Annotated in this window: 7 protein-coding genes; 1 reads left to right on the forward strand and 6 read right to left on the reverse strand. The window is 47.2% G+C overall.

The window, feature by feature from the left end:
* Nucleotides 1–128: 128 nt before the first annotated feature.
* Nucleotides 129–998 (forward strand): helix-turn-helix domain-containing protein, encoded by an 870-nt coding sequence (locus Q4E93_RS06815; protein ID WP_303583690.1) that lies wholly within the window; start codon nt 129–131, stop codon nt 996–998.
* A gap of 14 nt (nt 999–1,012) precedes the next feature.
* Here the strand turns inward: Q4E93_RS06815 and Q4E93_RS06820 are convergent, their stop codons facing one another.
* From Q4E93_RS06820 to Q4E93_RS06845, 6 genes are all read right to left on the reverse strand, one after another.
* Nucleotides 1,013–2,629, reverse strand: a complete 1,617-nt coding sequence (locus Q4E93_RS06820) for an alpha-L-fucosidase (protein ID WP_303583692.1) — start codon at nt 2,627–2,629, stop codon at nt 1,013–1,015.
* A 117-nt stretch (nt 2,630–2,746) separates the two neighbouring features.
* Nucleotides 2,747–6,769, reverse strand: coding sequence for a two-component regulator propeller domain-containing protein (locus Q4E93_RS06825; RefSeq protein WP_303583695.1), 4,023 nt, complete (start codon nt 6,767–6,769; stop codon nt 2,747–2,749).
* Nucleotides 6,770–6,819: 50 nt separating this feature from the next.
* Nucleotides 6,820–10,383 (reverse strand): VCBS repeat-containing protein, encoded by a 3,564-nt coding sequence (locus tag Q4E93_RS06830; protein ID WP_303583696.1) that lies wholly within the window; start codon nt 10,381–10,383, stop codon nt 6,820–6,822.
* Between the two features lie 47 nt (nt 10,384–10,430).
* Nucleotides 10,431–12,251, reverse strand: a complete 1,821-nt coding sequence (locus Q4E93_RS06835; RefSeq protein ID WP_303583697.1) for a beta-galactosidase — start codon at nt 12,249–12,251, stop codon at nt 10,431–10,433.
* A gap of 90 nt (nt 12,252–12,341) precedes the next feature.
* Nucleotides 12,342–14,261, reverse strand: a complete 1,920-nt coding sequence (locus Q4E93_RS06840) for a RagB/SusD family nutrient uptake outer membrane protein (protein ID WP_303583698.1) — start codon at nt 14,259–14,261, stop codon at nt 12,342–12,344.
* Nucleotides 14,262–14,275: 14 nt separating this feature from the next.
* Nucleotides 14,276–17,452, reverse strand: a complete 3,177-nt coding sequence (locus Q4E93_RS06845; RefSeq protein ID WP_303583699.1) for a SusC/RagA family TonB-linked outer membrane protein — start codon at nt 17,450–17,452, stop codon at nt 14,276–14,278.
* Between the last annotated feature and the right edge of the window lie 37 nt (nt 17,453–17,489).

The raw sequence follows: 17,489 nt of genomic DNA on the forward strand, positions 1-17,489 counted from the left end.
AAAGACGTATAATATCAAAGTTGCAATATCAGCTGCAGATTTTATTGCTATAAAAAAGGCTTTATTGTGCACAAATCCGACATTTGTTGTTTTAATCGAAAATTATGCTTTATTAATTGCACTATCAAATGCAAAACAGGCTCACTTTTTCCTTATTGAATGCCGATCATGTTCATTTGAACAAAAGCTGGAATTATCACAATGTTGTAAGCCCTTTCTACCGGCTGTACCTGATAGATAAGGGGGCTGGTATGCTATCCAACCCCGATCAATCGCTGCCCCTGAAAAAAGGCTTTCTTTACCTGATACCCAGCTTCACGATCGTCAATCAAACCTGTCCGTCCTTTCTCAGCCAATATTACATACATTTTATCGAAGAAACGGCAGACGGGAGTTCCCTGTTCGCTTATAACAGGAAGCTGATGAAGGTGAAAGCGACCGGGGCCGACCTGGCTTGTTTTAAAAGGCTGCTGGCCATCAATCCCGGTAGGGACCTCCGAAAATCAGACGATCCCAAAGTGTATGAAAAAAGTAATGTACTCAGCAGCCTTCGCAAAATAAACGCACAATTGCCGCTGGGCAACCTGATAGAAACGCAGGGAATTATACAGATACTGCTTTCCCGATTTCTCCATGACGAACAGTATCGTGCAGGAAGAAAAAGTGAGATACCTTCCCGGATCCTGGAGGCTATCAACCATATCCAGACCAACTTATCAGGAAACATTACTGTAGAGGAGCTGGCTGGAAGGGCCAACTTAAGCACTGATTATTTCTCCAGGTCTTTTTACCAGCACACCGGGCTCAGGCCGCTGCAATTCATTAATCAGAAGCGCGTAGAAAGGGCGCAGTTCCTCATACTGACCACTAATTTCACTTTTGCAGAAATAGCTGCCGAAACGGGGTTTGAAAGCCTGAGCTATTTTGCACGGATATTTAAGAGGGCCACAGGCCAAACGCCCGGATTTTACCGGGATAATCATTTGCATTACATGTAAACGGGAAGCGGAAGCTACACCAGGCCTTCGCCGCTGATCTTAAAGGCAAAGGCATGTTCACAGGGCTTTCGGCCGGGCAATTGGATCTTTAATCCAGCCTCTTCTCTTTTGAAGTCTACCTTCCCATGTCCCAGCAGCTGGATATCCGCAATGGTCCCGGTCTTGTCAGCTCCGGCCGAAGCCAGCGCCTTTATCGTCACCTGCCCCCCCTTGTCCGGCCACCCCATGACAAAGGCATACAGTGTCTTACCCTTGGTAGTAAACCGCACATCCTCATATGCCATATCCTTCCGGTGTCCTTCATTAAAAGCGGCTGCTTTCTTATTCTTGTCGGAAGCGGCATCCGCTGCGGGCCCTTCGCCAAACAGCTTCCACGGCCTCGTCGCATAGATCGCCTCGCTGTTGACGGCCATCCACCGGGTGATGCCATCCAGCACCGTCAGTTCGTCATTATCCAGCATGCCGCTGGCCGGCAAGGGAAAATTCAACATCAGGTTGCCATTGCGGCTGACGATATCCACCAGGAGGTCGACCACCGTCTTGGGAGATTTATAATTTCCTACCCGTTCTTTGTTATAATGCCAGTCGCCGATGCAGGTATCCGTCTGCCATGGCGATGGCCATATGGACTCAACGACACCGCGTTCCACATCGAAGACGCAGATGCCCGTACCTTTTGCGGAATCCTCCGGACGTTTGCTCGTGTAGACGGCCTGCGTTATCCCTCCGTTCTTCGCCGCGCTCTTGTTGTATAGGTGCGACAGGATAGCCAGCCCGTGTTCCTCAAAGGGCATGTGCCCGTCACAATATAAAAGATCGGGCTCGTATTTGTCCACGAGATCTTTGATCCTGTCAAACCAATGCTGTTTCCAGGCTTCCGGGATCCAGTTCTCCTGCCATTCCAGGTTCCGGAAGACCTCCTCGCATTTGCCGTAGTATTCAAAGTTCTTTGGGTCAGCCCCGTCATACGGGACCCCGGCCATTGGCCCGTCTTTATCGCTGCCTTTGCTCGTGGAAAACCACTTGTATGTGATCCACAGGTGATCACTGATACCGAATTTCATTCCGTGTTTTTGCGCCGCCTTTTTCCACATGCCCACGATGTCCTTGCGCGGACCCATGTTCACCGCGTTCCAGCGGTTGTACTTAGAATCCCAAAGGTCGAAATTGTCGTGGTGCACCCCCATGCTCATGAAATATCTGGCGCCCGCCTTCTTATACAAACCCATTAAATAATCGGGATCGAACTTCTCCGCCGTCCAGTTCGGAATGGTGTCCTTAAACCCGAATTTGGAAGGATGGCCATAGGTCTTTACATGATAGTCATATTGTTTCTCCCCCTGCATATACATATTGCGGGCATACCAGTCGCCGTATTCGACGGCCGACTGCGGACCCCAGTGCGCCCAGATACCGAACTTCGCATCCCGGAACCAGTCGGGGATCTGATACGCCCGTAAGGAAGCCCTCGTTGGCGCGAACGGGCCGTCCTGGAGAACCTGGAATTTATCACCGCCTGAAGGCAGCTTGCCGGGCATCCCATCTTTCAACGCCAACGCGCCGGGTCCATAATGCAATGCGGGGAGGCCCAATGCAAGGCCTTTCAGGATACTTCTTCTGGAGACTGACATAGCTGCAAGCAATTTATTTCCACAAATTTAATAGCTGCCCTGCATGTCGCCTTGCACCAAATAGACTTTCTTTTACACAAATCCGACTTTTTTGTATCAAGGAGCTCGTCTAATCTATTACGTATCCTTTATGATCTTATTTCCCAAAGGTTTTCTGTAACGTCTGATAAATTCGGATGGGGTCATCCCAAATAGCCTGGAGAATTGCTCCCTAAAATACCTAAGGTCATTAAACCCTGTGATGTAAGTGACCTCTACAATCGTTTTGCTTGTGTTGATCAAAAGTTCCGCCGCCTTCCTCAGTCGCAGGTATCTTATGAAGACATTGATGGTCAACCCGGAAATAGCCTTAATTCTTTTATATAAAGTCGGGTGGCTCATGCCTATCTCCTGGCAGAAGATCTGGACACTAAAATCCGGATTATCCATGTATTGCTCCACAATTTCAATACATCTTTCAAGAAATTTCTTCTGGTCGCCCTCAATGCTCGCGGTCGGCTGAAGCGTAATGGTGTTGAAGAAATATTGCTGAAGCCTGCTCCTCGATCTCAGGATATTCTGAACGCGGGCGACTATCAACTCCTTACTGAACGGCTTACTCACATAATCTTCCGCGCCACACTCCAATCCCATCAGTTTTGACTGTTCGGATGAGCTCCCTGTCAAAAGTATTATCGGAATGTGCGCAAGCGATGCATTCTCTTTAACCTTTCGGCACAACTCAATACCATCCATCTTACCCATTACCACATCGCTGATGACAATATCCGGCACCTCTTTCGTAATTAAATCAAAGGCAGCCTTACCATCTTCTGTTTCATATATGTTGAATTGGCTGCTGAACACTTCTTTTATGTAGCTTCTCAGCTCCGCATCGTCATCGACGATCACCATTGTCGGAAGCCCCGAAATAATCCTGTCAATGACCTTTGACTTATTTTCCACACCCTCTTCCCGATCTTCATGAACCTCTTCAACCAATTCATGAACTATACTCGCGCGATCGCACTGCCCCGGATCCTTGCTGCACCCGATGGAAGCAGTTTTATCCCTCGGAAGGCTGAGCGTGAAAGTAGTGCCCTTGCCCTCCGTACTTACGTAGGATAATTCCCCGGCGTGGGCTGCAGCAAGTTTTTTCGAAACATATAATCCAATCCCGAATCCCGTGTGCGACGCTTTGTCCGCGTTGCTTGCCTGGTAAAATGCCTCAAAAAGCCGATTGCTTATATCTTTGGCGATCCCGCACCCCGAGTCCCTGACAACAATACATAGCTGATCTTCCTCTCCAGTCACCGACAATTCCACTTTCCCGCCCGCCGGAGTATACTTCAACGCATTAGAAAGAAGGTTAAATAAAATTATCTCTATTTTCTGTTTGTCCCCGCAAAAGAACAGTCCATTTGAAGGTTTCTCAAAAGAAAAGCTGATATTTTTGGACGCCGCCCGTTGCGCAAAACTCAGGAAGACCTCGTCACATGTCCCGATCATGTCGAAATTTGAAAGAAAAAGCTGCTGTTCTATTGATTCAACTTTCCTGAATAACAACAACTGATCGACCAAACTCAATAAACGCCGGGCATTTCGGTGAACGGTCAACAATTTCTTCTGAATGTGCCCCGAAGGCGCTTCCACCATAAGGTCCTGCAACGGGTTTACGATCAATGTAAGCGGCGTCCTGAATTCATGCGATACGTCCGTAAAAAAAGCGATCTTTCTTTCCGTAAGCTCTTTTTCTTTTTGTTTTTCGACCAATGCAAGCCTGATCTCATATCGTAATCTCTCCTGGCGCCGATAGTAATAAAGAGCCCCATAGACGGCGCCCATCAGAATAGCCAGACAAAGCAAATATGCCCACCAGGTCCTGTACCATGGCGGCAATACGGTGACGGAAAGCAGCTGAACTTCATCATTCCAAACACCATCCGCATTCATCGATCTGACATAAAATTTATACGTGCCTTCCCGCAAATGGCTGTAATTAGCCGTTCTTACATTGTTTGCATTGCCCCAATCCTTATCCCAACCTTTTAAATAATAAGCGTATTTCAGGTGATCTGCATTGGAATATTGCAACGCCGTAAAATCAAATGAAAGAATCGCCTTATCGAATGGTATCCTTATGCTGGTGATAATATCCTTATCCCGTGAGGTGACATAAGTCGTTTCCGTTTCCACCGGAGCGTTATCAATTCTTAGCCCCGTGAGAAATAAACGCGGGATATTCCTCTTGTCGTAAACGCTATCCGGGTAAAAAATATTAAATCCCTTGATGCCTCCAAATAAAAACTCACCTTTCCCGGAGATCAGAGCGGCATTGAAACTGAATTGGTTGCTTTGTAATCCGTCAGCCTGCGTAAAATTCCTATAGATCCTTAAAGCCGGGTTGAAACGGCACAAACCATAATATGTGCTGAGCCAAAGATCGCCTTTACCATCTTCCAATATTCTCAGTATCGCATTGTTAGGCAAGCCTTCCTTTGTCGTCATTTGCTGGAATTTCCCCGTTTCCCGATGGAACAACAATAATCCTCCTCCTTCCGTACCGACCCAAAAATTATGATCTTTATCTTCATGAATACTTCTGACAGGGTACCCGATGAAAAATATTTCATGCTTCTTCTTTTCAGTATCCAGCTTTATCAACGAATTGTAATTACCCCCCCAAAGATCGCCGGACCTGTCTTCCGTCAAAACCTGAAAATCACTGAGCGAACTGTCAAAAAGCTCGAACTTATCCGCAAGTCTGTCATACAAATACAGATGTCCCTTATTGCTGGCACATGCCCACAATCGCTTTTTTTTGTCTTCGTACATCTGCCAAACGTTCCTCTCGTCAATTCTCTGAACAGGATTATAACAACTGTAATGGCTGAACGCGTTACCTGATCTGCTAAGTTTGTTTATTCCTCCAAACCAGGTGGAGATCCAGATATCGTTTTTATAGTCCCTGGTGATATAGGTAATAAAATTGCTGCTGATGGAACCAGGATCCTGCGAATGAACATATTTGGTGAAATTGTTCTCCTGCCTGTTCCAGTAACGTAATCCCGCGCCATCCGTGCCGATCCAAAGGTTGGCCCGGTCATCTTCGCAAAAAGACAATATAAAATCACTCTCGTCTTCCGTCCGCCCATTGTGATAAGATATTGTTTTAAACAGGCTGCTATTCCTCTCCAGAATATTCACTCCCCCTCTTAATGTTCCTATCCATTCACGACCTTCCGCATCAATGTGTAAATCGTAGATGGAATTACTGTTAATGGGATCGCCCGTTAAAAAAGGCAGCGCCTTGCTACCTCCGGACGGCAAGTACCACAATCCATTTCCGTCAGTAGCTATCCATAGCGCACCCTTCTGGTCTTCCGCAATATCTCTTACGGTCATTTCAGGCACCGGATCAAAGCGTGTAAATATGTTCTTACCGAGCCTGAAGACGCCCGAATCATTTCCAACAAACACTTCTCCGTCCGACCTGCTAAAAAGGGAAATGCACTGTGTCAATCCTGAAGCAACCTGCGATATTCTCCTGCTTTGAAGGTCATATTTATACAGGCCGAGATCACTTACAAACACCCACACCCTGTGCCGGATGGAATCATATTCAATAGCAGGGACATTATAGGTCGCACCGGCGCCTCCGGGGAGCGCAATTTGTTCACCAGGGCCCCTGCTATCACTATAAACGATGAGTCCACTGTGGGCTGTGCCGACCAGCATCGAACTGCCGGCATTTTCTATCGACAATACGGCGTCTGACAAAGGAGCACTTTCCGGGCTATGCACCTTTCTAAAACGTGGAGTGAAAAAAGCGGATCGGCACGGGTCGTAAATACTCACCCCCTTCCCCCCACCTGTCCATATCTTATTCTCTTTATCGGAGTTGATACAAAAAACATGATTATCCGACAAAGAGGATGTATCTCCTATTATATTTCTAAAAATACGAAAAGAGTAACGGTCGTACCTGTTCAATCCATCGTAGGTCCCGAACCACATAAAACCATTGTGGTCCTTGTGAATACAGGTTACGGCATTGTTCGAAAGCCCCTGGTCAATGCCTAAATATCTAACAGATAATGTGTCGGAAGCAAAACAATTTACCGCCCAGCAAAAGGAGTATAAGTAAATAGCAAATTTCATGTGTAGTAGTGAGCCTTACTTAAAAGTATGAAATTATTATCATATATATATCATTGCGTCCCTTTTAATGACCTAAATATCCCTTTCGTATTACGGATCGTTACTGACTGCACATTGCTGTCGACTACAACAAATCTGGAAGACTGGGACAAAAAGGAATTCCCGTAGTAAAATTCCTCTTTATGGCTTTTGTTATTCTTACCATTTACAATTGCGCTGACATCGTCGGGGTTGACCCTTACGGCCTTAATTTTCCTTTTCAATTGATACAGCTTCAAAACATCCTGGTGCTGGCTGGCAGCAACCAGATAATCTCCCGATGCGCCTATCAGCTTGACAAGGGCTTTACCATCGTGGGGGATGTATATACCGCTGTTCTGAATAGATTGAGCGGAAAAACCGCCCTTCCCGTCGCCTTTTAGCAACAGGCCGTTCAACGCATCGTATCGACCCGTGGCAACTTCTGTTCCATAATCATTTCCATTGATCAGGACATCCATATTGCCATCGCCGTCAAAGTCGTCGGCCACCATCGCGTTGACCATCGACATCTGCGCCTCCCGCGGCAAAGGGATACACGTGAATTTCCCGGCGCCATCGTTTCGCAGGTAGCAGGATTGAAGCATATTAGCCTGCAGGCGAACCGCCCCATCACGTTGTTCCGGCGTCAGGATATCATTCATTGTCGCCAGGGCAAAAGGCTTGTAGGTCGCATATCTTTTTTTGATGCCGGGGAACTGCCTGGCGATGTCGTCCCTTCCAAATGCCGGGAACTCCTTCTTTTGTCCCTGCTGGTCCGAAAGGTAAAGGGAGGTTATTGGAATATAGGTCTCATTGTTTTGGAAATCCTTTGCAGTAACACAGACAGGGAATTGTTCGCTGCCTTTATAAAAAGTGTTCATCCCAACGTTGCCAACGACGTAATCCATTCTTCCAGTGTGCCTGAAATCGCCTGCAACTATGCTATTCCACCAACCTGTTTTACCGGCGATGCCTGACAAAGATGTAACGTTCTTAAACTTTCCCCCCTCATTTTTTAAAAATGTTACCGGCATCCATTCTCCAACGACAACAAGGTCGATGTGCCCGTCATCGTCGAAATCGGTGAAAAGAGCATCACAAATCATTCCTATGTTGATCAAGTCAGGAGCGACCTCGCCCGTGACATCCGTAAATCTGACATGGCCATTTTCGGAATCATTACGAAAAATGAAACTACTGACAGGCCTGGGATATCGAGCGGGGGCTACGCGTCCGGAGACAAAAAGGTCCAGCTTACCATCGTTGTTGAAATCAAAAGCCCTTACGCACAATTTGCTGGTATGATTAACCGGCAAGGCGGAGCGGTCTTCCTTAAAATTGCCTTTGCCGTCGTTGATATAGATCCTGTCCTGATAGTTCATGCTGTCGGATGCGGCGGAATATCCGCCTCTCGCAATATACAGATCGGGCTTTCCATCTCCGTTGGCATCGAATAGCAATATGCCTTCATCTTTTGCCTGATCGATCCCGGCGGGCAAGCCTGGCAATAATTCTTTTTGGATGAATTTTCCATTTGGCTGTTGCAATAACAGTTTTGCGTGATCGACCGAGTTACCGCCGATGACCAAATCATCAAGACCATCGCCATTAATATCCCCCGACGCCAATGCGGGATTGTACTGCGAAAGCTTGTGCGGCAACAAGGCCTGGATATTGAAATCCATGAGGGGCACGTCGGTATGCGTATATTTGATCCCGGCATGCGCACTGACCTCCCTGAACAAAGTATGCGGGGCGATCACCGGCTGCTGATGGGAATAATCATCTTTCGCATCATTTATATTCACGACGATGGATTGATCCGTCGTCACCTTTTTTATGGTTTGCTTTCTACCGTTGTTCCATTTTACCACGACGGAATCGATCTGGCTTGTTCTTCCCAAACCAAAATGCGCCATGCATTGTACAGACGAGAGATAGCCACGGTATGGATTATTATCGTACACCTGTTGTTTGTCATGGTCGTAAAACACGTATGCCGTGGCCCCGATGCCATTGATATTATTCTTTCCGCCATTGAACCGAATATTCAGATAGTGGGACGAAGGCCCGTGATTATCCCCCGACGTATTCCTGTACAAACACACCTCATCATCAATATTATTGATAACCAGGTCCATTGCTCCGTCATTGTCAAAATCAGCATAAGCGGCACCATTGGAAAATGTGGGCAAGTTCAATCCCCAGTTATCAGACACATCATCAAATCCCGCCGCCGCATTATTTCTAAAAGCATAGTTGTGCAATTTCACCTGCGGGATCATGGCAAGCATTTGCATGTTAGTCTCGAGCCCACCGGACTTTTCCCGGTATGCGATAAAATCGTGATCAGACCAATCCCTCGGAAAGCCGTTGGTAATAACCAGGTCGCGGTAACTGTCGTTATCGAAATCAACCACCAACGGATCCCAGCTCCAGTCCGTCTGGGACATCCCGCTCATAAACCCGATCTCACTGAATGCCGGGATGCCTGTTGAGTCACCCTCCCCTACCGACGGGCCTTGATTCAACTGCAAAGTATTACGCACATATTGATACTGGTATCCGTAATTCTCGAAGTTTTGATAAATGTTGGTGTTGTTTGCATTCGACATCATTTTTTTCCGAAAGTTATCTTCCGCGCTCATATCCAGCTCCACCACATCCGGAAGGCCGTCGTTGTTGATGTCAACTACATCCTGCCCCATGCTGTTGTAAGAAGTGTGTTTGAAATACTCTTTTACCTTATTCGTGAAAGTGCCATCATGGTTATTGATGTAAAGAATATTATTGGAAATAAAATCGTCAGATACATAGATATCCTTCCATCCGTCATTATTGATATCGCAGACGCTGGCAGCATGCCCGTATCCTTCAAACAGGATCCCCGCTGCGTCCGAAACGTCATGGAAAACAGGATGGCCAAACCGGGGATCCATATCATTCCTGTAAAGTCTTCCGCGGTTGGGCCCCGCCGCCGGCCTGTCCTGGTTCATAAAAACAGATGAACCATAGCCGCCGGAAGCCTCATTTACGGTCAGATACATGTCAAGATCGCCGTCATTATCATAATCAAAAAAAGTAGCCATGGTCGATTGGACATTCATATCCAGTCCAAATTCCGCCGCCATGTCCCTGAAATGAGGAATACCCTCTTTATCTATGCCGAGATTAATGTACAGGATATTTCTTCTTTTGACAGGATCTTTATAGAGCGTATTGCAAATATAAATATCCATCAACCCGTCGTTGTTGATATCAACAACCGATACACCCCTTGCCCATCTTCCCATTCCTTCAACTCCTGCCTTTTCAGTGACATCTTCGAAATTAAAATTTGCCTTATTGATGTATAACCTGCAGGGTACCATCCCGCCTGTAAAGAATATATCCTGCAACCCATCGTTATTAAAATCACCGATGCCAACCCCGCCGCCACTGTAGATGTTGACCACGGACAGCGGATTTATGGAATCGTTCTCGACAATCTTATTATTAAAAGTAATTCCGGAGGCTGAGGATGAAATTTTTTCGAACAGATGATGCTGGCGGTTGCAGGATACCAGAACAGCAACGAACAAGGTGAAAGCCATTGACCGCATCAGAAGTTGAACTATAGAAAAACGATAATTCATCGGAACTAGTTGCTTAATGACGGTTTTTCGATGCCCCTTAAAATCGCCTGTTGCGGTTTGATCAATTCCAGCACAACAATTTCATTGTTGCCCGGCTTCAGCCATTCGCCGGGAACGTATATAGTTTGTTGCGGGCCGACATTCCAGTACCTCCCGAGATTATATCCATTCACCCAAACAACGCCCTTCCCCCACCTGCTCATGTCGAGATAGGAATCGCCTGTTTTGACTAAATTAAAATTGCCTCTGCGAAGAACGGGAGCTTCCGTATATTTTTTGGCCGCAGCACTTCTTTTGATCGCATTGATATCATCCAAAGGCAGTGAGAACATTTGCCAGTTCTCCAGTTCCTGGTTGTTGAAAAGTACTTTTTGGGTAATGCCTTTCTTGTTATTCAAAAGATAAGGGCCAAAGTTTATCCGGCCAAGATTTTCAACCAGAATGTCAAGCGTTACGCTTCCCTGGGGCATTTCCACATTTATACTGCTGTCACCCAACCGCCTGTCTAAAATACCTGCACGACGGCCATTGATGAACACCAGCGCATAATCGCGCAGGCCCATTACTGCAAGCTTCCCCTTTGCGCCTCCATTGAGTTTTGTTCTGTACAACACGAAACCATATGCCTGGTGAAGGTCTTCAAAAGTTAAAAGCCGTTGGTTTATTTTCGGAGATGAAAGGATGTTAAATATGCCGGTAGTTTCCCTGAACTGAATATCATCGATGGATATGGCGGGTTTGGCGGCGGGCACATCGGGCAACGTCTGCCCCGGGGGCAGATGCTTTTGAATGACAGACCGGAAAGCCATAAATTTTGGCGTTGCGTTGCCCGCTTCGTCCAAAGGCGCATCGTAATCATAACTACTTATCTGCGGCTCATAAGGGCTTTTATCATTGTAATTGGCCCCATTCATAAACCCCCTGGTTGTCCCGCCATGAAACATATACATATTCACAGAAATACCGGCAGACAACATGCTATCCAATTGAGCGGTATATTTTTCCGGGGGAACAACATGATGCGGCGAGCCCCACCAGTCAAACCAGGCAGGATACCATTCAGCGACATAATAAGGGCCTTTGCCATTATTGTATCTTCTAACCAGCTGCCTTATTCTTTGCGGGTTGTCAATGCCGTTTAACGCGGGAAGCGACCCTGGCAAAAAGCCTCTTGCGACGTCATTTGCCTGGTCGGCGGTGAAGAGCAGGCCATCAAAGCCAGCCTTCTGAAATATTTTCCGATTTATTTCAAGATATTCCCTGTTGTCGCCGTAAGAGCCATATTCGTTCTCCACCTGGATCATCAAAATATTACCTCCATGGTTTACCTGGAGAGGCGCGAGCTGTTTACCCAATGCCATCAGGTACTGCTTATATTCGTTCAGGTATTTCTGTTCCTTACTGCGAACGACAAGGCCATTTTCGTTTTGGAGCCAGTAAGGATAGCCGCCAAATTCCCATTCGGCGCAAACATATGGTGAGGGTCTCAGCACCACCCATAAACTTTCCTCCTGCGCGGTTCTCACAAATGCGGCGATGTCGTTGTTCCCCGAAAAGTCAAATTTGCCTTTTTCCGGCTCCTGTATATTCCAGAATACATAAGTGCCGATGGTATTTAAGCCCATCGCCTTTGCCATTTTCATGCGTTGACGCCATGCCTCGCGTGGAATACGAGCGTAATGCATCTCGCCGCAAATCATCTGGAAAGGTCTGTTATCAAGTAAAAAAACAGAATCCCCCAAAGCAAAGCTATGTCGCGGCTGTGCGTAGCCAGGGATGCTGCATGCCATGAAAAAAACAACTATGATGGCACAAATATTTCTCATAATCAGTTCATTTACATAACGCCGCCCGATGGGAAAAAATTAAGGCTCCCTGTAAAAATCAGCGAGCCTTAATTGTATTTGTTTGCCTGATCAGTAAGATGGATTTTGAATAAGTTTCAGGTTCTTATTCATTTCATCATAGGCAATTGGCAGGAAATAATATTTGGGGTTCCATGCTCTGCCACCGGAATAATCCAAATTGGCATAGTTCCCTGCTCCGCTGACGTCAGCCACCGGCGTGTAGACGGGCGTACCTGAACCATAGTTCGGAGAACCATTGTATGGGTAAAATATATGAATGCTCCACACATTACTGAAGCCGGCTTTCTGTCCGTATACAGCGGGGTCGCATATCATCCAGCGGCGAATATCAAAATAGCGTAATTCTTCAAACGCCAATTCAATTTTCCGCTCATGCTGCAGGCTGGCCATAGTAGCGGAGGCGATATTGGGCATGCCAGCTCTCGTCCTTATCTGGTTGATATAGGTTGTCGCAGTTGCTGCGTCGCCCAAGCCAAGGCAGGCTTCGGCATAGTTGAGCAAAACTTCCGTATAACGCATATAGCGCCAGGGCGTCGACTGCAATACCTTTAGCGGGTCGATGGTAGGGTCGCTCCATTTTCTCAGATAATAGCCAGTGGGAGACCAATTCCAGATATTCGCACCGGTGGGGGGATTATGCGTATCAAAGCCGCCTACTTCATACTGAATATCATCGGTAGTTGGATGGGCAGCCGAGGTGTTTTGATAACCGGTCTGAAGTTTACCCGTTGCTTCATGTGGCAAAATGTCAGATGTCCTTTGCCTCCAACTAGCACCATCATACAACACCGTTCCATAAAAACGGGGGTCCCTGTTTTTATAGGGAGCTGCAGCATGGGTCGGATTGCTCCAGCTGAATGTACTGCCGTCATTCATCTCATACTCATCGACGAACTGCTGCGTGGGAGCATCTACACCCCATCCCCAAAAACCATTGGGATTATGAAACAGTCCCGGGCCATACGTTTTTCCGTAGTCATTCCAGTTGGCAACCGTATTCGTAGAAAAATATTTTACAAATATATCTTCCGGGGTGGTCATTTGAATAAACAGATTGCCGTAATTGGCGGCTGCGTCACTTTGCGACGCCGGGTTTGGCATGTACAATGAATACTGACCTAAGTTTATTACAGCCAACGCCGCATCTTTTGCTTTTTGCCAACGGCTTTGCCTGTCTCCTCCCGAAAAAGAGGTATATCTTACCAGTTCAGGGTGTGCGAAACTTGCAAATGGATCCGGCACGGTACCGTTGCCACCGTTGTACAAATCGCTGGCTGCAAACAACAACACCCTTGATTTCAAGGCAAGCGCCGCACCTTTGGTGGCCCTGCCTACCTGCGTTTGCTCTAAAGGAAGATACTGGGCAGCGCTGTCGCATTGGTCTGAAATAAATTGAATACACTCGGCGTACGTGTTCCTGGGAACACTAAAGCTATCCGTCAATGCGTATGCTTTTGTAATAATGGGCACGCCACCATAAAAAGACACCAGATTATGGTACAGATATGCCCGCAGGAAAAATACCTCTCCCATCAGCCCATGCTTGGCTGCCGTATCGATGGGCGAAGCATCTATCCTTGAAAAGAACAAATTGGCGGCCCGGACATATGCATATTCATTTGCCCAGGTGAAATGCTGCAATTCGGGGCAGTTGGTATTTGTAAAAGGTCCTAAATTGTCGGGCGTTAGCTGGCTTAACATGGCCGTTTGCTGACCCGCCCAAGTGCATGCCTGCGTAAGCGCTTCATCGGTGAGGGAAGCCAGCATCGTCCAGTCAAAGCCATGGGGCAACCCCTGGTAAATGTTATTAACATACGCCGTAAGTAACCCGGGGTCCTTCGAATTGAAAACAGCATCATCGGAAACTGCGCCCACGGGCGTTTGATCCAATGTTTTCTTACTGCATGAGATCCCGGCACCTGTTAAGATAGTCGCCAGTAAGATTATGCAAACAATATTTTTTTTCATGTTCATTGTTTTAATTAAAATGTCACAGTTAATCCCATTGAAACTACGCGTGACAATGGATAATTACCACCGGAGATACCTGGTATAGCATTTTTCAGATCGCCGGGAGCGGTGTTTGCTCCTAATTCCGGATCAAAGTCTTTCAGACCTGGGCACCAGGTGAGCAGATTCTGTCCGCTCACAAACACGCGTATGAACTTAATACCTGTCTTTTCAAGGCTTTTGGAATCGAGGGTATAGCCGAACTGAAGTGTTTTCAGGCGGATATAATCTGTCTTATGAAGGAAGAAGGTATTGCCTGTGTTATCCCAGTAATAGTTGCCGCGATTGGGTGTTCTCGGAATATTTCCAGTCGGATTGGTAGGGGACCAGCGGCCATCCAACAGGCTCTTGCGGAAATTGGTGAACGTCCCTCCATCTGAATTGACATACACAACGGCCCCTGCCGCCCCCTGGAATAAAAGCGTCAGATCGAAATGCTTATAGCTCAGATCGATATAGCTGCCAAAAGTAAATGTGGGAATGCTGCTTTTGTAGATCCTTGTCTGCTGGCGGGAATTCATTGAATCATTGTTAGCGATATCCACATACCTGATGTCGCCGGGCGCCGGCGTCGTGCTAAGGCCCCAGGATTTGAACCTGCTCACATAATCAAGGGAATCTTTTGAGTTATGAATCAATCCATCGGCTACATAATATAACCCTGAACCCATGGGATGCCCGGTCGTTTGCTGCCATGTGGGAACGCCGGGCGCCTCGCCCCATTGCAATACTTTGTTCTGTGCGTAGCCTCCATTCACCGATACGGTGTAGTTGAATTTTCTCCTGGTCGTATTGCTATAGGAAATGGAAAAATCGAAACCGTGGTTCTGCACTCTGCCATAGTTTACGCTGGGCAGGGACAAACCCGCCGAAGAAGGCACCGTGGCATTCTGGGGCCACAGGATATTACTTCTCTTATAATAGAAATAATCGCCTTCGACCGTCAGTTTGTTATCCAGGAAATTAGCATTAAACCCGATGTTGCTCTGGTTCGCAACTTCCCATGTGATATTTGGGTTTGCAATTACGCTTTCATACACCGTCTGCAGTTCGCTGAGGGCACTTGCGGCATCCACCACAAAAGGATAATACTGTCCAGACGAATTATAATAACGGCTGCCAAACAGGTAGGAGGTCAGGTATTGAAAGTCGGCTACCCTGTCATTCCCTGTTCGTCCCCAGGACCCCCTCAGTTTAAAATAGTTGATGAATTTAATGTTGTCCTTCCAGAAATTCTCTTCCGAAACAACCCAGCCCGCCGAAACGCCGGGGAAGAAGCCAAACCTGTGATTGGGGGCGAAGATGTACGAACCGTCATACCTGCCGACAAACTCGACCAGGTATTTATTGGCATAGCTATAATTGACCCTTCCGAAATAGCTCAATCTCGAGTTTACGGAGCCAGACCCGCCAGTGGCCTGATTGGCCGTTGCGCCGGCGAACATTTCCTGGACGGCGGTGGAAGCGAACAGATCCCTGTATGCATTAAAGCTTTCGGTATTACCTTTCGAAACCTGAGAGCCAACCATTAATTTCAGGCTATGGTTCTCGCCAATGGTCGTTTGATAATTCAACAACCCAAAAGCCAGCTTGGAATAATCGCTTTTGAAAGATTCGTATAAGGTAGGCGAGTTGTTGGTACCGGCACCAAAGACATTGGAAGTAAGCACGGGCTTTCCATTGGGATCGACGGTCGCTCCATCCCAGGAATATAAACGCCATGGCTTCGTGAAATTCTTATTGAAATCAAAGCCCTGATCGAAAGATAGATTTCCTGTGAAGGACAAACCCTTTATCCAGGGTACGTTGATATCCAGTCTTAAATTCGAGTTTAAAGCATAATATTTGTCGTTGTTCGTACCGGTGGCGCCTGTGGAAATGACAACAGGGTTTTCGCCGTGCTCCCGTGCAGGCCCAGGTAGTCCGCCGGGCCACCAGGCAACAGAGGTTGGATAGGCCGATACCAGGTCGTTAAAAATGGTCCCTGCCGACTTTTGAGGATAATGTTTATCCTCCAGGCGTCCGCTGACATCTACCGCCACACGAATGTCTTTGGTTAATTTACCATCGACATTGGAAGTAAACCCATATTGGTTGTAGTACGTGGCGCTGTTCCTATATTGGCCGTCCTGGTGTTTCATGTCCAGCGAAACAAAATATCTCATCGTCTCGGTCCCGGCGGAAACGGAAATGTTTGCATTGTTTTGCATCGACCTGGGCTTCAAAACTGTTTTAAACCAGTCGGTATTGGGGTAACGCAAGGGGTCCGAGCCATCTTTGAACTTCTGGATCTGTGCATCCGTATACGTCTGGTTCAATCCGCCGGTGGGATTGTTGTAATACGCTATTTCATTCAATGCGGTAGCGTACAGCGGGGCGTCCGCCATTTTAGGCACTTTCGTAGGTTGGTTGTAGCCATAATTACCATTGAAAGTAATTTCGGGTTTCCCTGTTTTTCCACGTTTGGTTGTAACTAAAATAACGCCATTGGCAGCCCTTGAGCCATAAATAGCTGCAGAAGCATCTTTCAATACCGTTATGCTTTCGACGCTATAGGGGTTAATCCTGTCCAGGCTTCTGTCCGGCACGCCGTCAATGACCACCAGCACGCTGTTGTCGTTGAAGGTGTTGCTGCCGCGAATGCGTAAGGTAGTGCCATCGGCGCCTGGCTCACTGCTGCTGGTGACGGCAACCAGGCCGGGCAACCTTCCGGCCAATCCATTGGACACATTGGTCACCGGCGCCTCTGTAACCTCTTTGGCCTTGATCGAACTGACGGACCCTGTTAAGGTTGCTTTTTTGGCAGTCCCATAACCCACTACCACCACATCGTTCAATTGTTTGTCTCCCGCTTTGAGCCGGGCCACGACATTGTCTTCCAGTGGGGTAATTTCAATGGTCGCGAAACCAACGCTGGAAATGGATAAAACGACTTTTGACAGGTTGGCCGGGATCTGGATCCTGAAAGCCCCTTTTTCGTCGGTGGAAGATCCGACCTTTGAATTGAGGAGTTTAATGGTGGCTCCCGGAATGGGTTCGCCGGTCCTGGCATCCAGGACCGACCCTGTGATAGTCCTGGTTTGGGCTGATACGGCAATGTTTAATAGTACCAGTAAGCATACTACAAACAGTAACTTGATTTTTTTCATACAGCGTTTAATAAGATGTTAAAAAGACAATTAGTTT

The organism is Flavitalea plasmicola (assembly GCF_030546645.1).
Taxonomy (GTDB): Bacteria; Bacteroidota; Bacteroidia; order Chitinophagales; family Chitinophagaceae; genus Puia.